At 62.4% G+C, this 22,543-nt stretch carries 23 protein-coding genes; 15 read left to right on the top strand and 8 right to left on the bottom strand.

Annotated elements, in window-relative coordinates:
* Positions 1-68 precede the first annotated feature (68 nt).
* The 4 genes from tldD (at position 69) to ACQ7C1_RS02370 (ending at position 3,811) form a co-directional block, all read left to right on the top strand.
* Positions 69-1,484, top strand: coding sequence for a metalloprotease TldD (tldD, locus tag ACQ7C1_RS02385; RefSeq protein WP_430957160.1), 1,416 nt, complete (start codon positions 69-71; stop codon positions 1,482-1,484).
* Between the two features lie 16 nt (positions 1,485-1,500).
* Positions 1,501-1,992, top strand: coding sequence for a GNAT family N-acetyltransferase (locus ACQ7C1_RS02380; RefSeq protein WP_430957159.1), 492 nt, complete (start codon positions 1,501-1,503; stop codon positions 1,990-1,992).
* Between the two features lie 164 nt (positions 1,993-2,156).
* Positions 2,157-2,798, top strand: a complete 642-nt coding sequence (locus ACQ7C1_RS02375; RefSeq protein WP_430957158.1) for a DUF47 family protein — start codon at positions 2,157-2,159, stop codon at positions 2,796-2,798.
* Positions 2,798-3,811, top strand: coding sequence for an inorganic phosphate transporter (locus tag ACQ7C1_RS02370; protein ID WP_085777200.1), 1,014 nt, complete (start codon positions 2,798-2,800; stop codon positions 3,809-3,811). The genes ACQ7C1_RS02375 and ACQ7C1_RS02370 overlap by 1 nt, the downstream gene beginning before the upstream one ends.
* 24 nt (positions 3,812-3,835) lie before the next feature.
* On the opposite strand, the gene ACQ7C1_RS02365 is transcribed toward ACQ7C1_RS02370, so the two are convergent.
* Together ACQ7C1_RS02365 and ACQ7C1_RS02360 are read right to left on the bottom strand one after the other, a co-directional pair.
* The gene (locus ACQ7C1_RS02365) at positions 3,836-4,147 is read right to left on the bottom strand and encodes a pyrophosphatase (RefSeq protein WP_085777199.1); all 312 of its coding nucleotides are present in this window, start codon (positions 4,145-4,147) and stop codon (positions 3,836-3,838) included.
* A gap of 76 nt (positions 4,148-4,223) precedes the next feature.
* Positions 4,224-5,507, bottom strand: coding sequence for a D-alanyl-D-alanine carboxypeptidase family protein (locus ACQ7C1_RS02360; RefSeq protein ID WP_430957157.1), 1,284 nt, complete (start codon positions 5,505-5,507; stop codon positions 4,224-4,226).
* 216 nt (positions 5,508-5,723) lie between these two features.
* Between ACQ7C1_RS02360 and ACQ7C1_RS02355 the strand changes: the two genes are divergently transcribed.
* Positions 5,724-6,761 carry a polysaccharide deacetylase family protein gene (locus ACQ7C1_RS02355; RefSeq protein ID WP_430957156.1) on the top strand — a complete coding sequence of 346 codons (1,038 nt, stop codon included), beginning with the start codon at positions 5,724-5,726 and terminating at the stop codon, positions 6,759-6,761.
* 8 nt (positions 6,762-6,769) lie between these two features.
* On the opposite strand, the gene pdxH is transcribed toward ACQ7C1_RS02355, so the two are convergent.
* Complete coding sequence (gene pdxH, locus ACQ7C1_RS02350) at positions 6,770-7,390, bottom strand: pyridoxamine 5'-phosphate oxidase (protein WP_085777196.1); 621 nt, start codon at positions 7,388-7,390, stop codon at positions 6,770-6,772.
* A gap of 65 nt (positions 7,391-7,455) precedes the next feature.
* On the opposite strand from pdxH, the gene ACQ7C1_RS02345 reads away from it, so the two are divergent.
* The 4 genes from ACQ7C1_RS02345 to ACQ7C1_RS02330 all read left to right on the top strand — a co-directional run bounded on the left by ACQ7C1_RS02345 (position 7,456) and on the right by ACQ7C1_RS02330 (position 10,975).
* Positions 7,456-7,914, top strand: coding sequence for an RT0821/Lpp0805 family surface protein (locus ACQ7C1_RS02345; RefSeq protein ID WP_064800911.1), 459 nt, complete (start codon positions 7,456-7,458; stop codon positions 7,912-7,914).
* A 349-nt stretch (positions 7,915-8,263) separates the two neighbouring features.
* Positions 8,264-9,424: a DnaJ C-terminal domain-containing protein gene (locus tag ACQ7C1_RS02340; RefSeq protein WP_430957155.1), complete on the top strand. Its 1,161-nt coding sequence runs from the start codon at positions 8,264-8,266 to the stop codon at positions 9,422-9,424.
* Positions 9,425-9,545: 121 nt separating this feature from the next.
* Positions 9,546-10,364: an enoyl-ACP reductase FabI gene (gene fabI / locus ACQ7C1_RS02335; protein ID WP_064800910.1), complete on the top strand. Its 819-nt coding sequence runs from the start codon at positions 9,546-9,548 to the stop codon at positions 10,362-10,364.
* A gap of 20 nt (positions 10,365-10,384) precedes the next feature.
* Complete coding sequence (locus ACQ7C1_RS02330; RefSeq protein WP_430957154.1) at positions 10,385-10,975, top strand: histidine phosphatase family protein; 591 nt, start codon at positions 10,385-10,387, stop codon at positions 10,973-10,975.
* 211 nt (positions 10,976-11,186) lie between these two features.
* Here the strand turns inward: ACQ7C1_RS02330 and ACQ7C1_RS02325 are convergent, their stop codons facing one another.
* Entirely contained in the window at positions 11,187-11,447 is a 261-nt protein-coding gene (locus tag ACQ7C1_RS02325) for a DUF1344 domain-containing protein (RefSeq protein ID WP_003569889.1), read from the bottom strand.
* Between the two features lie 369 nt (positions 11,448-11,816).
* On the opposite strand from ACQ7C1_RS02325, the gene aroC reads away from it, so the two are divergent.
* The gene (gene aroC / locus ACQ7C1_RS02320) at positions 11,817-12,914 is read left to right on the top strand and encodes a chorismate synthase (protein WP_430957153.1); all 1,098 of its coding nucleotides are present in this window, start codon (positions 11,817-11,819) and stop codon (positions 12,912-12,914) included.
* Positions 12,915-12,922: 8 nt separating this feature from the next.
* A complete protein-coding gene (gene ribB / locus ACQ7C1_RS02315) occupies positions 12,923-14,026 on the top strand; it encodes a 3,4-dihydroxy-2-butanone-4-phosphate synthase (RefSeq protein ID WP_085777193.1) in 1,104 nt (367 codons plus the stop codon).
* A gap of 181 nt (positions 14,027-14,207) precedes the next feature.
* On the opposite strand, the gene ACQ7C1_RS02310 is transcribed toward ribB, so the two are convergent.
* Positions 14,208-15,398, bottom strand: a complete 1,191-nt coding sequence (locus ACQ7C1_RS02310; protein WP_097597725.1) for a winged helix-turn-helix domain-containing protein — start codon at positions 15,396-15,398, stop codon at positions 14,208-14,210.
* Positions 15,399-15,710: 312 nt separating this feature from the next.
* On the opposite strand from ACQ7C1_RS02310, the gene ACQ7C1_RS02305 reads away from it, so the two are divergent.
* From ACQ7C1_RS02305 to ACQ7C1_RS02295, 3 genes are read left to right on the top strand one after another with little or no spacing between them, the layout of a single operon-like run.
* Positions 15,711-16,385 (top strand): energy-coupling factor ABC transporter ATP-binding protein, encoded by a 675-nt coding sequence (locus tag ACQ7C1_RS02305; protein WP_085777191.1) that lies wholly within the window; start codon positions 15,711-15,713, stop codon positions 16,383-16,385.
* Positions 16,385-16,993 (top strand): energy-coupling factor transporter transmembrane component T family protein, encoded by a 609-nt coding sequence (locus tag ACQ7C1_RS02300; RefSeq protein WP_430957152.1) that lies wholly within the window; start codon positions 16,385-16,387, stop codon positions 16,991-16,993. Before ACQ7C1_RS02305 ends, ACQ7C1_RS02300 begins: the two co-directional genes overlap by 1 nt.
* 24 nt (positions 16,994-17,017) lie before the next feature.
* Entirely contained in the window at positions 17,018-17,581 is a 564-nt protein-coding gene (locus ACQ7C1_RS02295; RefSeq protein ID WP_011424275.1) for a biotin transporter BioY, read from the top strand.
* A gap of 196 nt (positions 17,582-17,777) precedes the next feature.
* Here ACQ7C1_RS02295 and ACQ7C1_RS02290 read toward each other — a convergent pair whose 3' ends face one another.
* Positions 17,778-18,917 carry an acyltransferase family protein gene (locus ACQ7C1_RS02290; RefSeq protein WP_430957151.1) on the bottom strand — a complete coding sequence of 380 codons (1,140 nt, stop codon included), beginning with the start codon at positions 18,915-18,917 and terminating at the stop codon, positions 17,778-17,780.
* 596 nt (positions 18,918-19,513) lie between these two features.
* On the bottom strand, positions 19,514-20,407 hold the full coding sequence (locus ACQ7C1_RS02285; RefSeq protein ID WP_430957150.1) for a LysR substrate-binding domain-containing protein: 894 nt from the start codon (positions 20,405-20,407) through the stop codon (positions 19,514-19,516).
* 232 nt (positions 20,408-20,639) lie between these two features.
* Here ACQ7C1_RS02285 and ACQ7C1_RS02280 point away from each other — a divergent pair, with 232 nt between their 5' ends.
* Positions 20,640-21,026, top strand: coding sequence for an ectoine synthase (locus tag ACQ7C1_RS02280; protein ID WP_430957149.1), 387 nt, complete (start codon positions 20,640-20,642; stop codon positions 21,024-21,026).
* Positions 21,027-21,120: 94 nt separating this feature from the next.
* Here the strand turns inward: ACQ7C1_RS02280 and ACQ7C1_RS02275 are convergent, their stop codons facing one another.
* Positions 21,121-22,470 (bottom strand): SLC13 family permease, encoded by a 1,350-nt coding sequence (locus ACQ7C1_RS02275; RefSeq protein WP_430957148.1) that lies wholly within the window; start codon positions 22,468-22,470, stop codon positions 21,121-21,123.
* Between the last annotated feature and the right edge of the window lie 73 nt (positions 22,471-22,543).

The following is a 22,543-nucleotide window of genomic DNA, read 5'->3' as shown; positions in this document are numbered from 1 at the left end:
TCCTTATCAGGTTGAGCCCTATCTAAGGCGTAAGCGAACTCCCGAACGCATGCCATTGGAGCCAGACCATGACCACCGATCTCCTGACGCTTTTCGATGCCGACGAGGCCACGATGCGCGGCCTTGTCGCCGAAGCGCTCGCCGGCGCCGATGACGGCGAGCTGTTTATCGAGCATGCCCAGGCCGAGGCGCTGACCTTCGACAATGGCCGGCTGAAGGGCGGCAGCTTCAATACGGAACAGGGTTTCGGACTTCGCGCCGTTGCCGGCGAAGCCGTGGGTTATGCCCATGCCGGCGACCTCTCGGTGGCGGCGCTGAAGCGGGCGGCCGATGCGGTCGGCGCGGTGACGCGCGGCTATTCCGGCACCTATGCCGCCGCTCCCCAGGGCACCAACAAGAAATTCTACGGCGACCAGAACCCGATCGGCCAGCCGAGCTTCGAGGAGAAGGTCAAGGTCCTGCAGGACATCGACGCCTATCTCAGAGGCAAGGACGACAAGGTGCGGCAGGTGACTGCTTCGGTCGCTGCGAGCTGGCAGGTCGTCGACATCCTGCGCGCCGACGGCCACCGTGTCCGCGACATCCGGCCGATGACGCGCATCAACATTTCCGTCGTGGTCGGTGAAGGCGAGCGGCAGGAGAGCGGCTCTTACGGCAGCGGCGGGCGCATCGGCTTCGGCGATTTCATCGCCGAGGGCAGCTGGCAATATGGCGCCGACGAGGCGCTGCGCCAGGCGCTCGTCAATCTGGAAGCGATCGATGCGCCGGCCGGCACGATGGACGTCGTTCTCGGCTCCGGCTGGCCGGGCGTGATGCTGCACGAGGCCGTCGGCCACGGGCTGGAAGGCGATTTCAACCGCAAGAAGACGTCGGCCTTTGCAGGCCTTCTCGGCCAGATCGTCGCCGCGCCCGGCGTCACCGTCGTCGATGACGGCACGATCGACAACCGCCGCGGCTCGATCACGATCGACGACGAGGGTACGCCGTCCGGCTACAACGTGCTGATCGAGAACGGCAAGCTGGTCGGCTACATGCAGGATCGGCAGAATGCCCGGCTGATGGGCATGGCGCCCACCGGCAATGGCCGCCGCCAGGGCTATGCCCACGTGCCGATGCCGCGCATGACCAACACCTATATGCTCGGCGGCGACAAGACGCCCGAAGAGATCATCGCCTCGGTGAAGAAGGGCATCTATGCCGTCTCCTTCGGCGGCGGCCAGGTCGACATCACCTCCGGCAAATTCGTCTTCGGCTGCACCGAGGCCTATCTGATCGAGAACGGCAAGCTCGGCGCGCCGATCAAAGGGGCGATGCTGATCGGCAACGGCCCGGATGCGATGAAGCGGGTGTCGATGATCGGCAACGACATGAAGCTCGATACCGGCATCGGCAATTGCGGCAAGGCCGGCCAATGGGTTCCGGTCGGCGTCGGCCAGCCGCATCTGCGCATGGATCAGATCACCGTCGGCGGCACGCAGACCTGAGGCGGAGTATTTCCTCATGCCAGAGATCGAAATCAGACCCTTTGCCGCCGGCGATGCCGATGACGTGCTGTCGGTGATCCTGCCGATTCAGCGCGAGGAGTTCGGCATCGACATCACAGCCGATGCGCAGCCGGATCTCCGGGTCATCCCGGATTTCTACCAATCCGGCAAAGGTCAGTTCTGGGTCGCCGTCAAGGACGGCGCGATCGTCGGAACGCTGGGCTTGAAGGATCTCGGTAACAATCAGGCAGCGCTGCGCAAGATGTTCGTCGCCGCCGAGGTTCGCGGCCGCGAGCACGGCGTGGCGGCGCGGCTTCTCGAGCGCCTGTTCGACCACGCCAGAGATGCCGGCCTCACCGACATCTTCCTCGGCACCACGGACAAATTCGTTGCCGCCCATCGCTTCTACGAGAAGAACGGCTTTACCGAGATTGCCAAGAGCGCCCTGCCCCGCTCCTTCCCGCTGATGGCCGTGGACACCAAGTTTTACCGGTATAAGGTCGGCTGACTGCGGATGCCGCAAAGGGTCGGCGGCCGATAACGGCCATGTTCCTGTCGCGCCACAACTGTCATAAAACTGTCACAAACCGAAACTCGGCCCTATCTCTTCAACGGGATAGGGTTTAGGACGGCTCGTCATCCATAGCGCAGATCAAAAATCACGAGGTGTTCATGCTGGGTTGGTTTCGGAAATTGATGCCGCGCGAAGACCGGTTTTTCGTCCTTTTCGAACAACATTCCAGAACGATCGTCGGCGCCGCACAGGCTCTGGACAGGTTGCTGTCGGGAGTAGAGATCGAGCATCAATGCGAAACGATCGTGCGGTTGGAAGATCAGGCCGACGATATAACGCGCGAAGTCATGCAGGCCGTCCGGCGTAGCTTCATCACACCTTTCGATCGTGGAGACATCAAGGATCTCATCCAATCCATGGATGATGCGATCGACATGATGCACAAGACCGTCAAAACCATCCGGCTCTTCGAGCAGACCAGCTTCGATCCGGGGATGCAGGAGATGGGCAAGACCGTTGTGGAAGCTGCCAATCTCATCGCCGAGGCCATTCCCTTGCTCGATCGCATGAACGCCAATGCGCCGCGGCTTTCTGCCATCGTCGAACAGGTCACGCGGGTGGAAGGGCGCTCCGACGAGTTGCACGAGCAGGGGCTCAAGGATCTGTTTCGCCGGCACCGCGCCGGCAATGCGATGGCCTATATGATCGGCAGCGAGATCTACGGCGAGCTGGAGAAGGTGGTCGACCGTTTCGAGGACGTCGCCAACGAGATCAGCGGCATCGTGATCGAGAATGTCTGATGGATGCCGCCCTCGCTCTTCCGCTTCTTGTCGGCCTCATCGGCGTCGCGCTGCTGTTCGATTTTCTCAATGGGCTGCATGATGCGGCCAATTCGATCGCCACAATCGTCTCGACACGGGTCCTGAGGCCGCAATATGCGGTCTTCTGGGCGGCATTCTTTAATTTCATCGCCTTCCTGTTCTTCGGCCTGCATGTGGCCGAGACGCTCGGGACCGGCATCATCGATCCGGCGATCGTGACACCGCAGGTGATTTTCGCGGCCTTGATCGGCGCCATCGTCTGGAATGTCGTGACCTGGATCTTCGGTATTCCCTCCAGTTCATCCCATGCCCTGGTCGGCGGGCTGGTCGGTGCGGGCCTTGCCAAAGCAGGGTTGAGCTCGATCGTCTGGAGCGGCCTTCTCAAGACCGCGAGCGCCATCGTCATGTCGCCGATGATCGGGTTCCTGCTGGCATTGTTCCTCATTCTGGCGGTGACCTGGACCTTCATCCGGCAAACGCCTTTTGCCGTCGACCGGTCCTTCCGTTTTCTGCAATTCGTGTCGGCATCGCTCTATTCGCTCGGTCATGGCGGCAATGACGCCCAGAAGACCATGGGCATCATTGCCGTGCTTCTTTACTCGCAAGGCTATCTCGGCGGCAGCTTCCACGTGCCGCTCTGGGTGGTGATTTCATGCCAGGCGGCGATGGCGCTCGGCACCTTGTTCGGCGGCTGGCGCATCGTCCATACGATGGGCTCGAAGATCACCCGGCTGAACCCAATGCAAGGATTCTGCGCCGAAACGGGCGGTGCCTTGACGCTGTTCGGCGCCACCTGGCTCGGCATCCCCGTTTCGACCACCCATACCATTACCGGCGCCATCATCGGCGTCGGCGCCGCCCGGCGCGTCTCCGCCGTCAGGTGGGGGCTTGCCGGCAACATCGTGATCGCATGGATCATCACCCTGCCGGCCGCGGCAATGATTTCGGCAGTTTCGTTCTGGCTCGTGAGCCTGTTGGGCCAGCTCTCTTAGTCGATCGGACAGCTGACGTGGCGCTTAGGTCGTCTGTGCCGGCTGAAACCGCCACTTCCGTTCGACCGCGGCGGCGATGTCGATGTCGTTACGGCGAGCAAACAGCAGGAGGTGACCGAGCAGGTCGGCAGTCTCGTCGGCGAGATCGCGCCTGATATCCTCGGGAGAGCGGCCTTTGGCACGGCCCCGACCGGTCAGCCGGTTCCAGGCCTGGGTGAGCTCTCCCATTTCCTCCTGCAGCTTCAAAAGGAACCAGTCGTCATCCCGCTCGATGCCGCTCTCGGCGACATGGACAGCGGAAGCGGCTTCGAACTGGTCGGCGAGACGGCGCAGCATGGATGTTCTCCTTTTGTTTATGGAGGAGACGCTGATTCCCGCTGCTTGTCCAGAGCCGAGTATGATGCCGCTGGGATCAGCTGTGGTCGGGCAGCAGCACGCAGTCATAGGAGCGCTGCTTCAGCGCATCGCAGGCGGAGGCGGCGGCGTCCTTGCTGGCAAAGCCGACGAAGCGGGCGCGATAGATCCGGTTCGCCCCCTGCCCGACCGCCTCAGTGTAGGGCGAGGCGGAAACCAGCGGTGCGCCGCCTTCCGACTGGGCCTGTGCAAGAAGCGCACGCGCCGCATCGGCGCTGGGGGCCGCCGAAATCTGGATCTGCCAGGTGCCATCGGTTTTCTCGGCCGGTGCCTTGCCGGTCTTGCCGGCATTCAGGATCTCGTCCATGGCGACAGGACGTTCCAGCGGCACGACGGCGTCATCGGCATAAGCCAGGCTCTTGGCTGCGGGATCTTCGTCCGGGCGCCGGGCGTTGAGCGGCACCGGAACATCGGAAGAGTCAGCCGCAGACGCGACTTCGACCGGTTCCCTGGCGGCGACGCTCGCCATCAGCCTGGCGCCGCCGGATGACGAGGCGCGGCCGAGATAGCGGTCGAGCAGCGCTTCCATCCTGGCGTCGCGGCTGCGGGCGGTGCGGCCGCCGAGCACGACGCCGACGACGCGGCGGTTGCCGTCTCTGACGGCGCTGACGACGTTGAAGCCGGACGCGTTGGTATAACCCGTCTTGATGCCGTCCATGCCCTGGTAGCGGTACATGAGATTGTTGTGGCCGCGCACGGTCTTGCCGCGGAAATTGAAGCTTGCCATCGAGAACAGGCGATATTCATTGGGATAATTCTTGATCAGCGCCACGCCGAGCGTCGACATGTCGCGCGCCGTCGTCACCTGCCGGCCGTCCGGCAGGCCGGAGGCATTGACGAAGACGGTGCGGCTCATGCCGAGCTGGCGGGCTTTGGCCGTCATCATCCGGGCAAAGCCGGCCTCCGAGCCGCCGAGCGTCTCGGCCATGGCGGCAGCGGCGTCATTGGCGGACTTGACGATCATGCCATAGACCGCCTCGCGCACGGTGATGGTGCCGCCGGCCTTGACGCCGAGCTTGGTTGGCGGCCGGGCGGCTGCATATTTCGACATTTTGATCGGCGTATCCCAGGCGATCCTGCCGCGTTTCAGCGCCTCGAAGGTGAGATAGAGCGTCATCATCTTGGTGAGCGAGGCCGGATGGTTCAGCGTATCGGCGTTTTCGGACGCCAGGACCTTGCCGGTTCGGGCATCGAGGACCAGCGAGGCGCTGCCGGCAAGAGCCGCAAGCGGCGCCGAAACGACCAGCGTCACGGTCAAAACAGCCGCCAAAAGCTTTCTCATGGAGTTCCCCCTGATGCGCTGGCTCTCGATGGGCCGGCCATGTGTCGTAATGTGACAGAAGCCGGAAGTTTGGCGCGACTTTGCGGCAACGCCTACGATTTTTCTAGTCTTTTCATCGCCTTGGTTAACAGAAAACGAAAGAAGCTGTGTGAAAGCGGGATTCAGCAAGGCTTAAGCCGCCGTTGCTAGTTTGCGGCAAAGGACAATGGGCGACGCATGACGGGGCAATTGAAGCGACTGGCAAAACGCGTGGCGATCGGCGCCGGGCTCGAGGCATCCTCGTTGATCGCAGCGGCCGGCCTGATGCGGCAGGCGCGCGGGCGCGGGGTCATCTTCACGCTGCATCATGTCCGCCCGCACGAGCCCCACGCCTTTACGCCGAACGCGCATCTTGAAATCACGCCGCATTTTCTCGATGCGGCGCTCAGGCGACTGACGCGCGACGGCTATCGCTTCGTGCGGCTCGACCAGCTGCCGGCGCTTCTGGCCGAACCCGAGGGCGGCCGGCCGTTTGCGGCCTTTACGCTCGACGACGGCTACATCAACAACATGGAGCATGCGCTGCCGGTGTTCGAGCGGCATCGGGCGCCTTTCACGGTGTTCGTCACCAAGGGTTTTGCCGAACGTTCCCACAGCATCTGGTGGGAAACGCTCGCCGTCCTGTTGCGACGGCCAAAAGAAATCCGCTTCGATTTCGGCCACGGCAGCGAGCGGCTGGCCCTCGCCAACCCGCGGCAGCAATGGGATGCCTTCGACCGCTTCGCCGGGTATATCCACCGCTTCGACGAGGCGCGCGCCGTTGCCACCCTCGATATGCTGGCCCGGGAACACGGCATCGAGCCGACCGATATCGTGCGCGATCTGGTGATGGGACCGGTGCAGTTGCAGCGGCTCGCCCGACATCCGCTTGCAACGCTCGGCGCCCATACGATCAGCCATCGCGCGCTTGCCCGCCTGCCGGAGGCCGAAGCGCGGATCGAGATGGAAGTTTCGGCCGATTATGTCGAGGCGCTGACCGACGCCCGTCCCGCCGCGATTGCCTATCCCTACGGCACGCCGGAGGCGGCGACCGCCCGCGAGGAGACACTTGCCGGCCGGCTGGGCTTTTCGGTCGCGGTCACGACGCAGCCGGGGCTGCCGGCGACCGGCAAGACCGGCTATCTCCCGCGCATGTCGCTGAACGGCTACTACCAGAAGCGGCGCTACGTCTCGGCGCTTGCTTCCGGCATTCCGCTGAAACTGATGGGCCGGTAGAGGGTGAGCTAAGGGTACATCCGTACCTTTTCCCAGGCCCCGACTGGGGATGGGCGACGAAATTCGATGCGGTCATGCAGGCGGAACTGCTGATCTTTCCAGAATTCGATCGAGGTCGGCCGGATGCGGAAGCCCGACCAATAGGGAGGCCGGGGTATCTCGCCAATGGCGTAGCGGGCGGTGTATTCCGCCACCGCCTTCTCCAGCGCGAATCGGCTTTCGAGCGGACGCGATTGTTTGGAGGCCCAGGCGCCGATGCGGCTGCCGCGCGCCCGCGTCTTGAAATAGGCGTCGGCTTCGGCGTCGCTCACGATCTCGACAGGTCCGCGCAACCGCACCTGGCGGCGCAGGCTTTTCCAGTGGAAACACATGGCGGCTTTCTTCTGCCCCAAGATTTCGCGACCTTTCTGGCTCTCGAAATTGGTGTAGAAGACGAAACCGTCATCGTCGAATCCCTTCAGGAGCACCATGCGGACATTGGGAAGACCATGCTCATCGACCGTCGCCAGCGCCACGGCATTGGGATCGTTCGGTTCGGAGGCCTCCGCTTCCTTCAGCCATTCGGCAAAGAGCTTGAAGGGCTCGCCACTTTCGGTAAAGTCACCGCTTGTTAACTCGTTTGCCGACATATTGGTTCAAATGCCCCGGATTATTCAAAACTCGCCCAGCTTTTGATAACTGGACAGGACGCAGGGTGGAAGTCATAGCAAAGTCATATCGCCATACAAAGGGCCTGCGGCAACGCAGCAGCGTCTTCCTGGTTGTCGGCGCCGCAATGCTGTCGCTTTCCGGCTGCCTCGCGGGCGGGATGGATTTCTTGAGCGAAGCCAAGGTCGACCGGTCGGTGGCCACCGGCACCGTGCCGCAGACGCCGCCGAGCACCGACACGCTTTCGGACGAGATGACAGTGCGCAACGCCGTGACCTCGGCCGATGTGCACAAGCTCGAAGGCCAGCCGCTTCCCTGGGCGAATGCATCGACCGGCAGCGCCGGCGTCATCGATACGATCGTCGAAAACAACGAATCGGGCCAGGTCTGCCGGCAGTTCCGCACGACGCGGCATTCCTATGTCGGGATCGCCAAATTCTACGGCAAGACCTGCCTCGTCGGCGGCGGCAACTGGCAGCTGCTGAGCTTCCAGCCGGAAAGTTAATTTCCGGCGGGAAAGTTAATTTCCGGCGGGAAAGCTAATTTCCGGCGTGAAAGTTAATGTCCGGCGGGAAATTTGATCTGCCGGAACCAATTCGGCGCGCGACAGTTAACGGCCGCCGGCTTTGTGGCGAATGCTTAGCAAACAGCTAACCATTTACGGCAAAACACTCCCCATCTCTCCACGGAAATAAGAAGTGATTAGCAACTCGGCCGCACGATCGGTGTCGAGAGTGGCTCTGCCTGCCTTTGTGGCCGGTGGCGCGTCACATGTTGATATTGGACTTCGATATTGGGCGGGGATGCCGGGCAAGGACAGGCGTCACCCGCATCGCAACACCGGCGGTTTTGACATGCGCGATCCTTACAAAATTCTGGGCGTCAAACGCGACGCGGCGGCAGAAGAGATCAAGGCGGCCTGGCGCAACATGGCCAAAGCAGCCCATCCCGACCACAATCAGGACGATCCGACGGCGACGGCGCGGTTCGCCGAGATCGGCCGCGCATACGAAACGCTGAGAGACCCGCGCAAACGCAGCCTGTTCGACAATGCCGTGCGGGTGGCGGAAGCCAAGAAGCAGGAACAGACGATCATGCAGCAGCGCCAGGCCGCGCGCGAGGCTGCGGCCCGCGCCAAGGCGGCGCAGGCCAATGCCGAGCGGGTGATGGAAGAGCTTGCCCGGGCTGCCCAGAAGGCCGCGGCCGAAGGCCCAAAACAGCAGGCCGGCACCGGCGAAGGTGCCGAGGAGATGGTCGAGCGCATTTTCGGCGCGCAGACACGCGCTGCGGCGGGCGGCCAGGCGCAGGGCCGCGCCCAGCAGACGCAGTCCCAGCAGACGCAGGGCCAGACACAGTCCGAAGCGGGCAAACGTGTGGATGGCGAGGCCCCCGAAGCCGAGGAGGAACCCGGCGAGACATCAAACAATGCCGCCAACCTGTCGCTGCCGCTCAGCATCCTGACATCGCTGGTGCGCCGTTTCACCGGCGCCAAGGATAGCGGCCTCGAGAAAGCGCCGGACGAGGTGACGACGGCGACGGTCACGATCGACGACGTGCTGAAAAGCGGCTGGATCAACGCGTCGTTGCCGGAGGGCCGCGAAATCGGCTTCGCGCTGCCGGCCGGCACCACGGATGGTCACGAGATCAGGCTCAAGGGACAGGGCTTCAAGCTGCCGGGCATGCAGCGCGGCGATGCCGTCGTCAATATCCGCATCGCCCCCGATCCGCGCTTCACCGTCGATGGTTTCGACCTGCACGCCGTGCTGCCGATCAGTATCGAGAATGCCGTGCTCGGCACCGAGGCGCGCATCGACGGCCCGGCCGGGCCGCTTGATATCACCGTTCCCGCATGGTCGGGCTCGGACAAGACGATCGCGATTCCCGGCCAGGGATTGCCGCGGGAAGACGGCAGCAGAGGCGATCTCGTCGTCGAATTGCGCATCATCCTGTGGGAAAAACCCGACGATAAGATCACAGATCTCATGCGGAGCATGCGCGAAGGCCTGTTCCTGTGAAATTTTTATGACATTCGCACCCTTTGTTACGATCCCTAACAGTTGATGATCCAGGCCAAGCTTGAACCGATTAACGGCCTATGCCATAGGCAGGATCGATCAGAATCCTAGGGAGCGAAATATGGCTCAAGCATCCGGCCTCATGGCAGGCAAACGCGGCGTCATCATGGGTGTCGCCAACAATCGTTCGATTGCGTGGGGTATTGCCAAGGCCATTCATGCGCAGGGCGGAGAAGTCGCGCTCACCTATCAGGGCGATGCGCTGAAGAAGCGTGTCGAGCCGCTTGCAGCCGAGATCGACGCGACGCTCGTCGGCCACTGCGATGTCGCCGACGAATCCACCATCGACGCGGTTTTCGAAAATGTCGAAAAGCTGTGGGGCAAGATCGATTTCCTCGTGCATGCGATCGGCTTTTCCGACAAGGACGAGCTGACCGGCCGCTACATCGACACCTCGCCCGACAATTTCACCAAGACGATGCAGATTTCCGTCTACTCCTTCACCTCGGTCGCACGCCGCGCCGAGAAGCTGATGACGGACGGCGGCTCGATGCTGACGCTAACCTATTACGGCGCCGAAAAGGTCATGCCGAACTATAATGTCATGGGCGTCGCCAAGGCCGCGCTCGAAGCGAGCGTCAAATATCTCGCCGTCGACCTCGGGCCGCAAAACATCCGCGTCAACGCCGTTTCGGCCGGGCCGATCAAGACGCTCGCCGCCTCCGGCATCGGCGATTTCCGCTATATTCTGAAGTGGAACGAATATAATGCCCCGCTGCGCCGCACGGTCACCATCGAGGAAGTGGGCGACGTCGGCCTCTATCTGCTGTCCGACCTGTCGCGCTCGGTCACCGGTGAAGTGCATCACGCCGACAGCGGCTATCATGTCATCGGCATGAAGGCGGTCGACGCGCCGGATATTTCGGTCGTCAAGGACTAAGTCCCCCCGGAGTCGAGACCGTGCTCATCTACGTGATCAGACACGGTCAGACCGACTGGAATGCCGAGCGTCGCCTGCAGGGCCAGAAGGATGTGCCGATGAACGCCATCGGCCTGGAACAGGCCCGGCAGAACGGCATCGAGCTGGCCAAGATCCTCGGCGATACGGTTGGCGAATTCGATTTTGTCGCAAGCCCTCTCGGACGCACGCGCGCAACGATGGAAATCATGCGCGCCGCCATGGGACTGCCGCCGCTTGCCTATCGCACCGATCCGAGGCTGGTGGAGATTTCCTTCGGAGACTGGGAGGGCTCGACGCTCAAGGAACTGAGGGCGACGCAGGCCGAGCGGGTGGCCGAACGCAATGCCTCGAAATGGGATTTCATTCCACCCGGCGACGATGCGGAGAGCTACGAGATCCTCTCCTGGCGCACAAGCGCATGGCTGCACTCCGTCGATCGCCCGACTGTCTGCGTCACCCATGGCGGCGTCATCCGCACGCTGTTCCAGGCGATTGCCGACCTGCCGAAGAGCACCGCCGCCGAAGGCGGTATACCACAGGACCGGATCGTCAGGATCGATACCAGCGAGCGGACGATCGTCTGGCTGTAGGCATCGCAGGGCGCGCCTGCGCTCAGCGTTGGCCCGGGAGATTGCCGAGACCGGCCCCTCATCCGGCTGCCGCCACCTTCTCCCCGTAAACGGGGCGAAGGGACATGTCGCGACCTCTCCGTTCCCGCTCGCTCTCGTAGGGCACGTCCCCTCGCCCCGTTTACGGGGAGAGGGTTAGGGTGAGGGGCAGCTGCCTTCTCCAGAGTCCTGCCTACTTAACAATATCGAGATCGTTGATGACGCGCTTGCCGTCGACCTCGGTGTAGAAGACGATGACCTTCACGCCGGCTTCGAGGCCGTCGAAATTGAATTCCTCCGGCGCCTGATAGGTCTTGCCATCGTCGAGCGTCAGCACGAGATTGGCCGTGTCGACCTTCTTGATCGTCGCTTCGACATCGGCGCTCTCGGCAAAACCGCTCATCGGCGACAGGAAACTTGCTGTGGCCAAAAGCGTGGCGACGACGAAACGCATGGCAACAATCCTCTTGAAACGCTGCACGAGAACACTGGCCACAGATAATCTCCTGAATATGGCGAAAATTGCCCGTAAGAATGGCTTTTCCCGCCCAATTGATGAATGGCATTTTAAACATAATCAAGGCGCTGCGTTAACCACGCGCTTCCCTCGCTGATCTCACCGCCGCTGCGGCCGGAACTGGATGGCGGCTGGCTTCGTGACGGCCATGCTGCCGCAAAGGAGCGAAACAGCATTTCCGCCGCTGCCGGTTTGACGCAAAGAAAGGCTTTTGCCTCGGCGGTTTTTTGGCCTATGAGTGTCGCGCCTTTTCAAGCAATGGCGCGGCCGGCGGCGACCGGCGCTCAGGCGCCGCCGTGGGAACAAATGTCACACAATACATTCGGTCACCTCTTCCGCGTAACCACCTGGGGCGAAAGCCATGGCCCGGCGCTCGGCTGCGTCGTCGACGGCTGCCCTCCAGGTCTGCGCTTCAAGCTCGAAGACCTCCAGGTCTGGCTCGACAAGCGCAAGCCCGGCCAATCCCGCTTCGTGACGCAGCGGCGCGAGGATGATCTGGTGAAGGTGCTGTCCGGCGTCATGCTCGATTCCGACGGCGAGACGATGATTACCACAGGCACGCCGATCTCCATGCTGATCGAGAACACCGACCAGCGCTCCAAGGATTATGGCGAGATCGCCCGGCAATACCGGCCCGGCCATGCCGACTATACCTATGACCTCAAATACGGGATTCGCGACTATCGCGGCGGCGGCCGCTCCTCGGCGCGCGAGACCGCCGCCCGGGTTGCGGCCGGCGGCATCGCCCGCCTCGTCGTGCCAGGTGTCACCGTGCGCGGCGCCCTGGTGCAGATCGGCAAACACAAGGTCGACCGCAGCAACTGGGACTGGGATCAGGTCGGACAAAACCCGTTCTTCTCGCCGGATGCGGCAATCGTGCCGGTCTGGGAGGAATATCTCGACGGCATCCGCAAGGCCGGCTCGTCCATCGGCGCTGTTATCGAAGTGATCGCCGAAGGCGTGCCCGCAGGTCTCGGCGCGCCGATCTATTCCAAGCTCGATCAGGACATCGCCTCGCTGCTGATGTCGATCAATGCCGTCAAGGGTGTGGAGATCGGCAATGGTTTTGCCGCCGCCGAAACCTCAGGCGAAGACAATGCCGACGAGATGCGCATGGGCAATGACGGAACGCCGATCTTCCTTTCCAACAATGCCGGCGGTATTCTCGGCGGGATCTCGACCGGACAGCCGATCGTGGCGCGTTTCGCCGTCAAGCCGACCTCGTCGATCCTGACCGAACGCCAGTCGATCGACGCCGATGGCAAGAATGTCGACGTGCGCACCAAGGGCCGGCACGACCCTTGCGTCGGCATTCGCGCCGTGCCGATCGGCGAGGCGATGGTCGCCTGCGCCATTGCCGATCATTATCTTCGCGACCGCGGCCAGACAGGCCGTCTGAAATAGGAGCGTCCATGTCTTACGATCAGAAGCGCGTCGTCGACGCCATCAGGGCCTTCGAGGCCGGCGAAATCGTCGTCGTCATGGACGACAATGACCGCGAGAACGAGGGCGATTTGATCGTCGCCGCCGTCCACACCACGCCGGAGAAGATGGCCTTCATCGTGCGCCACACCTCAGGCATCGTCTGCGCGCCGATGCCAAAGGAAGAGGCCAAGCGCCTCAACCTCAACGCCATGGTGGCGGAAAACGATTCGGCCCACACGACTGCCTTCACCGTCTCGGTGGATTTCAAGCACGGTACGACGACCGGCATCTCGGCCGACGACCGGACGCTGACTGTGCGCAACCTTGCCAATCCGAATGTCGGAGCCGCCGATTTCGTCCGTCCCGGCCATATCTTCCCGCTGGTATCGCGCGAAGGCGGCGTGCTGATGCGCTCGGGCCATACGGAAGCGGCCGTCGATCTCTGCCGGCTCGCCGGCCTGCCGCCGATCGGCGTCATCTCGGAACTGGTCAATGACGACGGCACCGTCACCCGCGGGCCGCAGGTTGTCGATTTCGCCGAGAAGCACGGGCTGAAGCTCGTCTCCGTCGCCGACCTCATCGCTTATCGCCAGCGCAAGGAAACGCTGGTCGAGCACGGCGCGAGCTTCGACATCGACACGCCGTTCGGCAAGGCCAAGGCCCACACCTATGCCCTGCCCTGGGACCCGATGCAGCATCTCGCCGTCGTCTTCGGCGACATCCGCGACGGCGTCGACATTCCGGTGCGCCTGCATCCGGAAAATGTCGCCGAGGATCTCTTCGGCAAGAACAGCCCGGTCGACTTCTACATGGAGAAGATCGCCGCCGAAGGCCGCGGCATCATCGTCTATCTGCGCGAGGGCTCGGTCGGCGTCGGCCATTACGACAATGGCCGCAAGGCGCGCAACCAGGGCCGCGAAGCCCATGCCGAGGCGCAGACGCGCGAGAGCGAATGGCTGGAAATCGGCCTCGGCGCCCAGATCCTCAAGGATCTCGGCGTCAGCTCGATCAAGCTGCTCACCAGCCGCGAGCGCCACTATGTCGGCCTGGAAGGTTTCGGCATCAAGATCAGCAAGACGGAGATCTGCTGAGGGTCAAACGAAAGCCGGATGGCAGCCCCTCATCCGCCTGCCGGCACCTTCTCCCCGCCCGCGGGGAGAAGGGGACATGTCGCACCGGCGTCCTCCATCTCAACGTTTGGCACGTCCCCTCGCCCCGTTTACGGGGAGAGGGTTAGGGTGAGGGGCAATCTGATGCTCTCTCTCGAGGAAATTATCCTCTCCACCCCTCGAGCAACACGACCTTCTCCACGCCAGCAAACCGCGCCACCCGATCCAGCTCCGCCTCCAGCCTCTCCAGCCGCCCGGCTGAAGCCTTGACACCCGGTTCCAGCCAAAGCCGCCTGACATCGAGGGTCGATTTCTTGCGGTCCGCCTTCATGTCGATGCGGCCGATCAGGCGGTCGCCTTCGAGCAGCGGGAAGACGTAATAGCCATATTCGCGCTTGGCTTCGGGCACGAAGACCTCGATGCGATAGAAGAAGCCGAACAGGCGTTCGGTGCGATTGCGGTCGCGGATCATCGGGTCGAAGGGGCTGAGTACGCGGATGCGCGGCGGAGCGTCCGGATAGGTGTCAAGCGTCGAGAGAAAGTCGGCAAAGGCCCAGGAGGGGCGAGGCTTGCCGCCGGGCGCCGGTTCGATCAGCACTTCGGTCAGCTCGTCACGATGGGCTGATACCCAGCCCTTGGCCTCGTCGGGCGAGACCAGGTTCCAAAAGGCTGCGATCTCGCCGTGGGTGGCGAAACCGAGGCGGGCAAGCGCGCTGCGGCAGGCCCAATCGACGAAGTCTTCGCGGCTCACCTCCGGCTCACGGAATTCAGCGGGGATAACGCGCTCGGTCAGATCATAGATCTTCTGGAAATTCGAGCGGCCGGCGATGGCGAACTTGCCGGTGTGCCAGAAATATTCGAGCGCCGTCTTGTTCGGATGCCAGTTCCACCAGCCGCCGGAGACGTGGCCATCGGCCTTGACGTCGCGCGCCAGCATCGCGCCGTCGCGCCTCACACGTTCATAGGTCTCCTCGAAAGCCGCCTCGAAACCCTCGCCGCGCCACTTGCGCCAGCGCTCGACGAGGACTTTCTCCTGGTGGCGGAACTTGTGCTTCCAATAGACGAAGAAGGCGCTGGGCAGGATGGAGGCGTCGTGCGTCCAGTGCTCGAACAGCGCGCGCTCCTTTTCGAGCAGTGCCTTCAGATGCTCGCGCCGATAGGTCTGGTTGCGGGAAAACAGGATCTGATGATGCGCCCGCTCCACCGTCTGGATGCTGTCCACCTGGACGAAGCCGAGATCGTGGATCAACTGCAGCAGGCCGGCCTTGGTCAAGGCACGGTTCGGTGAGGCGCTGAGGCCCTGCTTGGCAAGAAAGACACGGCGGGCATCGGAATTGGACAGCAGATTCGTCATGCATCCATCATAACGCGGAAAATCTTCCTAGCCACCCGATTATCCGCCCAAATGTCGGCATCGCGATTTGCGCTTTCATCATCCTAGCTTCCCCGTATAGAAGCACTGCTGTCGGGTTGGCGCCAATGGCTGCCCCTCACCCTAACCCTCTCCCCGTAAACGGGGCGAGGGGACGTGCCCTGCGAGGGGCCCGCGGGGAACCGAGAGGGCGCGGCATGGTCCCTTCGCCCCGTTTACGGGGAGAAGGTGCCAGCAGGCGGATGAGGGGCCGGCATCGGCAACCCCTCCGGTAGAAAATGCGAGGGAATTAGTTTGGATATTCGCTTCGAAGGCGCCGGTGTCAGTTTCGGGGCGCGGGTGGCGCTCGAGCCGCTGACGCTCGGCATCACCGGCAAACGGATTGGCATCATCGGACTGAATGGCTCGGGCAAGACCACCTTTGCGCGGCTGATCAATGGGCTGACCAAGCCGACCACTGGCCGCGTCATGGTCAACGGCCGCGACACGGCCGACGAGAAGACTGTTGGCGCCGATGTCGGCTTCATCTTCCAGTCGCCGCAGAACCAGATCATCCTACCGATCGTCAAGGACGACATCGCCTTCGGGCTGAAGCGGCGCGGCTTCAGCAAGGCTGAGATTGAGGCACGGGTGCAAGGCGTGCTGGCCCGCTTCGGCGCCGAGGCGCTAGCCGATCGCCGGGCGCACGAGCTTTCCGGCGGCGAGCTCCAGCTGGCGGCGCTCTGCTCGGTGCTGGCGACCGGCCCGGGCATTCTCATCCTTGACGAGCCGACCAACCAGCTCGACCTCAAAAACCGGGCGCTGGTCGAGAGGATCATCGCCGGACTGCCGGAAAGCGCCATCGTCATCACCCACGACCTTGAGCTGATTGCCGGTTTCGATCGGGTGCTCGTGTTTCACGAAGGGCGGCTTGCCGCCGATGCGCCTGCGGCCGAAGCGGTCGCCCGCTATCGGGAGATCGCCGCCTGATGCAGACGCTCTACGTCGAAGGCAACAGCCCGATGCACCGGCTTTCGCCACGGGCAAAGCTCCTGTCGCTGACGGCCTTCGCCATCCTGCTGTTCATCGGCCACAATCTCCTCCTGCTCTCGGGCACCGTGCTGGTGGCGGCGGTGCTCTACGGCACGGTCGGCCTGCCGCTCGGCGAGGCGTTGCGACGGCTGCGGCCGATCTTCCTGACGATTGCGGTCGTCGCCCTCTTCAACTTCATCTTCAATCCCTGGCAGGCGGCGCTCGTGCCCGTGCTACGGTTGACGGCGCTGATGCTTCTCGCCGCCAGCGTGACGGCGACGACTTCAATTACCGAGTTCATCGACGAGGTGACGGCGCTTGCCCGCCCGCTCGAACGCACCGGCCGGGTTCAGGCCGACGATATCGGCCTTGCTCTCGGCCTGGTGCTGCGCTTCGTGCCTGAGATCGTCAACCGTTACCAGGCGATCCGCGAGGCGCACAGGGCGCGCGGGCTGAAGGTCCGGCCGACGAGCCTGCTTGCGCCGCTGATCATTCTGACGCTGAAGGACGCGGATAATGTCGCCGCCGCGATTGACGCGCGCCGCATTCGGCGGCATGGAAGTTAACGATTTTTTAATACGGAGTTCATGATGAGCACCCGCGACCTCGTCCTTACCGCCCTCTTTGCCGCGATCATCGTGGCGCTCGGCCTGCTGCCGCCGATCTCGCTCGGCTTCATTCCGGTGCCGATCACCGCCCAGTCGCTCGGCGTCATGATGGCCGGCGTCGTGCTCGGCGCCCGGCGCGGCGCGATCGCCGTGCTGATCGTGCTGCTGCTCGTCGCGATCGGCCTGCCGGTGCTTTCCGGCGGCCGCGGCGGTCTGGCGATCTTCGCCTCGCCGACAGCGGGCTTCCTCGTCGGCTGGATCTTCGGCGCCTTCGTCACCGGCTATCTCAGCGAGCGCCTGGTCAACCATGGGCAATCCGGCCTGGTGCAGACGGTGAGCTTCTTCCTCGCCGCCATGATCGGCGGCATCGTCGTGCTCTACGCCTTCGGCATCACCTATCTCGCCACCGTCGCAGGCCTCGGCTTCACGAAAGCCTTCGTCGGCTCCATGGCCTTCATCCCGGGCGATGTGATCAAGGCCGTCGTCGCCGCCCTCCTCGGCCGCGCCGTCATGGTCGGCTATCCCCTGCTGCCGGCGCGCGCTTGAGCGTTTAGGGCCTATCCATAGCGTCAGTGGCCGCCTTCCACCGAAGGTGGCCACTGCGTATTAGAGGATGTCGCATGGATGCTCGGGGCAAGCCCGAGCAGGACGGAGAGTGGGGTCAAGGTCGAGGCAAGAGCCGAGAAGGGGGAATTCGGACATCATTGCGCCTCGGGCCTACTCCCTCTCCTCAATTTTACCCCTAGACCCGAGACTCCCTCGCCAGAAAAACGGCAGCCCGTTGCCCAAGCCGATCGAGCAATCCTCGCAAAAGGCTCCGCATCGGCGGCTCTCCCCATTTGCATACGGCAAGCGACATGGCGCAGATGATCGCGACGGCCAAAGCCAGTGCCAGCAGCGGCGCCATTCCGCGGGCGGTCAGCCAGTCGAGAAGGCGGACGCCGATGGCGAGATGCAGGAGATAGAGCGGATAGGTCATCGCGCCCAAGGTTTTCACCGATCGAAGCAACAAGGTTGGCAGACGGCTGATCCGCTTGGCATAGCCGACGCTTGCGACGATCGATATCAATCCAGCCAGCCAGATTGCGATTGCGGGAAAGGAGGAGAAAGAATGACCCGCTGCGGCGAGCGTGCGGTCGCTGCTGTTCTCTCCGGCCATGTAGATCTGGGCGCCCCCCGCCGCCAAGGCGCAGAAGAAGCCCAGCCAGGATATCCCACTCATCCAGCCTTGGGACAGCAGCCAGATATAGATGCCGACGGCAAATTGGCAGCCGTAGTAAAAGGGGATGGCCCGCCAGGCGGTCTCGGTGAACATGTCCTGTATGGCTGCATCGGGAACGGCGTAAGACAGCGCGATGAAAGCCGCGCTGGCCAGCGACAGGCCGAGCGCCAGGGCGGACATCCTCGTCTTCTGCCCGGTCGCGCACATGATGAAGACGATGGCGTAGAAGCAAATCTCGCATGCCAGGGTCCAATACTGGCCATCGATCCAGGGCCCCCCGGGATAGAGCGTGATCGAGCGCAGATAGTTCATGAGGATGCGCCAGTTGACGTCCTGTGTGGCAATGACGATCAGCGTCAGCGATGCGCAGATCCATACCGCCGGATAGAGCCGCAGAATACGCCCCTTGAGAAATGACAGGGCGCTGGCGGAAGCGGCGGAATTGACGATGACGAAGCCCGATATGACGAAGAACAATTCGACGCCGACCCATCCGGGCTGGGCGACATTCTCGATCGCCGGCATTTTGTACGGTCTGAGATATAAAGGCGAGGCCCAGGAAGTAAATCCGAGATGGAACACTGTCACCATCAGGGCACATGCAAAGCGCAGTGCATCGATCCCGTAAATATACGGGTTTCCCGCCGCAGATTTAGCCATATTGATTGTCTCCAACACCTTCGCCCAGCCCGCCTCGACAGACATAGGGCTCAAGTTTCCTGTGACGACCCATAAATTGGATTGCGTGTCGGATCCGTTCGTCTATTCGCCCGTCAGATCAGTTCCGCAATCCTCGAGCGGGCCTGACATTCCGGCCTATTTGGAGGCCTGGTACGGAGTGGAGTTCGGGCAACAAAAAACCGCCTTGAGGCGGTCGGGCATGCTATCGATTTCCGTTTGATCTAGTCTCCTCCACCGTCCCCGCCACCTCCGTCGCCGCCATCGCAGCCCCCGTCATCAGAGACCTCGAACCCAATTCCGCCATCGCTACCCGAATCGGGACTGCGCCTGGTATTTGCGGTGGTCTGGGCAGTTGTTCCGGCTTTTACCGAGGTTACGGCGAAAGCGAGGAGGCCTGCAACGAGCAGGGTCGTCAGAAGATATGAATCCAATCAGTTTCCTTTCGTTTGCTTCAGGAAATCGCGTTTCCTGATCAAAAGTGTAGATTATTTTTCAATCACCGCAATAGCACCAATATGAAACTTTCATGACATTTCAGCTCGGGCCAAAACGAGCCGTGCCCCGTGGTTTCCAGCCTATTCCATGGTCGGCGGGCCGCCGGATCGACACTCCGCCGTGAACCATTCCGCAAAGCGGCGAACCGGCTTCTTCGCCCAGGAGCTGGTGATCAGGTAATAGCCTTGAGTCTCTGCCGTCGAAATGTCCGAGAGCACAACGAGGTCGCCGCGATCGATCTCTCGCCGGAACACTTCGACAGGACATAGTGCGACGCCATGCCCGGCGATTACCGCCGTGGCAAGAATGTTGAAGTCCTGGAATATCGGCCCGCGAAGCGGGTCGGGCGCCGTTATCTCAGCCTTTCGGAACCATTCTTTCCAGCCGTCCATGGTTTCATCGTGCAGCAGTTCGGCTGCCGCAAAGGGAACGCCGTCGGCCGTCCAGTTTCGCTTTGCCAGATAATGAATGCTGGCCACCGGCTGGTTGCGCCTGGAGAAAAGCAGGCGGCTCTCCCGTCCCCCTGACACGTCTTCTCCCATGGTAATGAGAACATCCAGGCTTTCGTCATCGAAGCGCTCTTCCGCTTTTGCATAGACGATCCTGACATCAAGATCAGGATCGCTCTCCCGGAAAGATGGAAGTGCCGGAACCAGCCAGCGCGACGCGATCGAAGGAATGCATCCCACAGTAATCGAACGCATATTGTGGTCTCTGCGCATGTTGCCGGTGGCGTGGGCGATGGCGGCCAGCGAGCCCGAGACGGCCAGATAATATTCGGCGCCCGCCGGCGTCAGTGCAACGCCGCGTCCGGATTTTTGCAGCAGCTTGCGTCCCATCCATGTCTCCAGATGTTTGATCTGGTGACTGATCGCGGCATGGGTCACGTGCAGTTCGTCTCCGGCCTTTGAAAGACTCATGAGCCGGGCGGTTGCTTCGAAGGCTCTCAATGCGTTCAGCGGCGGCAGTTGCATATGTTCGAATTCCTCACATAAGCAGCAGGATTCATTGGCCGCCCGATATGTCAAATCTTTTAGTATCACTCCGAACATACCGGAGAATATCCAATCACTCTCGGCCCGCGCCAGATTATGTGTAGAATATTCTAACAAGTCTCTCAAATTAGATCATTTGAAAGAGTCGCGGCTGCAGTGCCTAATGGATCACGGAGATCAACACATCTCAGCCATTCGCGAGGAGACGAACATGTTTGTGAGAAGCCTGAGTGAAGTCGAGCAGACCGAGCGTTTCGTCGATTGGGGCAATGGCACAAGCCACCGTCTGCTGACCAGGGATGACGGGATGGGGTTTACGGTTTGCCACACCGTTGTTCGCGCCAACACCGAAGCCCTGCTGCAGTACCGCAACCATCTGGAGGCCTGCTACTGCATCCAGGGAGCAGGCGAGGTCGAGGATATGGACGGCAATGTCTTCCCCATCCGCGCCGGCGATATCTACGTTCTCGACAAACACGATCGGCACTATTTGCGGGGTGGCAAGGATGGGGATCTCATCCTCGTCAGCGTCTTCAATCCACCATTGAATGGCACGGAACGTCACGATCTAAGCAATAGAAGCGGTTCGGAATACTGAGCCGGCCGCCCCGCCCGCACACCACGCCGTTCAGGTTTTTTCGCCGCCGCGGGCGATGGTCCGCGGCGGAAAGCGATGGGTTCGGCGGTGGCCGTCAAACCAGCCCCGGCACGACGAACACCAACCAGGCGACGATCGGGCCGATAATGGCAATCAGCGCGCTATAGATCAGCAGCTGCTTGAGGACCTGCTCTCGCCTGTCATCCGGCGCATTGGCGACCACAAGAGCGCCATTGGTGGAGAAGGGGCTGGTGTCGACGATCGTCGTCGAGATGGCGATGGCCGCGACCACGCCTATGGCGCTGACATGTCCCTGCATGAGGAACGGAACCGCAAGCGGGATGATGGCGCCGAGCAGCGCGGTCGAGGATGCAAAGGCCGAGACGATGGCGCCGGTGAAGCAAAGCAGGAGCGCCACCAGCAGCGGCATGCCGAGACTGGATATGCCGTTCGCGACATAGTCGACCGTACCGGCCTTCTCCATGACGCCGACATAGGTGATGATGCCGGCAATCAAAAGCACGGTCGACCAGCTGACCTTGTCGATGGCCGCCTTCTGGGTCTTCGGGGACAGCAGCGCCAGCGCAACGGCGACGGTCATGGCGACCAGACCGACATTGAACTTGAAAACCAGGGCGCCGATGCCGAGCGCCGTCAGGCCGATCAGGGTGGTGATTCTCTCATTGTTCAGACGCAGCGTCGCCGCCGTATCGGCCGCCGTGCCGTAGGCATGGTCCCGGATCGGCTTGGCCGGCGTGCCGCCGTGGCCCCTGATCGAGGCCGACACGCCCTCGGGATGCAGTTCGGGCAAGGGGCCAGGTGATGTTGCCGGCGCGTGCTTCATGACCTTTGCGCCGCCGAAGGCGAAGAACACCAGCACTGATATCGCCAGGTTGAAGAAAAAGCTCGAGAGAAACAACGACGTCGGAGCGAAAGGCAGGCCGGCCTTCGCGACGATCTGGTTGGTGATGCCGCCATAGATGCTGATCGGTGAAAAGCCGCCTGCCTGGGCGCCGTGGATCACCATGAGACCCATCATCACCGGGTGAATGCGGTACTGAATGGCAAAGCTCAAGGCCACAGGGGCGAGAATGGCCACTGCGGCCGGCCCAAGCGCGCCGAAACCGGTGATGACGGCGGCGACGAGGAACATCACCCATGGGATCAGGCCGATGCGTCCACGCACCAGGCGCACGGCGCATTCGACCAGCCAGTCGATGGTGCCGTTGATCTGCGCGATGGCGAAGAGGTAGGTGACGGCGACGAGCGTCAGGAACAGATCGCTCGGGAAGCCGGCAAAAATATCGCCGGTCTTCATGCCGATGGTCATGGAGCCGAGAAGGAAGGCGCCGGCAAAAGCAAGCGCGCCCATGTTGATCGGCTGGATCGTCGCAATGATGAACATCGCGACCAGCAGGCCTATGGCCAGTATTTCAATACCCATGATTCCCCTCCCTCCGGCGCCTCCAGCGCCGTAGCTGTTGCGTTCAAGTTTGATGCGGATGCCGGCGCGCCCT

The sequence above is a fragment of the Rhizobium sp. Nf11,1 genome, from assembly GCF_050587665.1.
Taxonomy (GTDB): domain Bacteria; phylum Pseudomonadota; class Alphaproteobacteria; order Rhizobiales; family Rhizobiaceae; genus Rhizobium.
The sequence above is the reverse complement of the archived record's forward strand: the minus strand, read 5'-3'. Positions and strand labels throughout refer to the sequence as shown.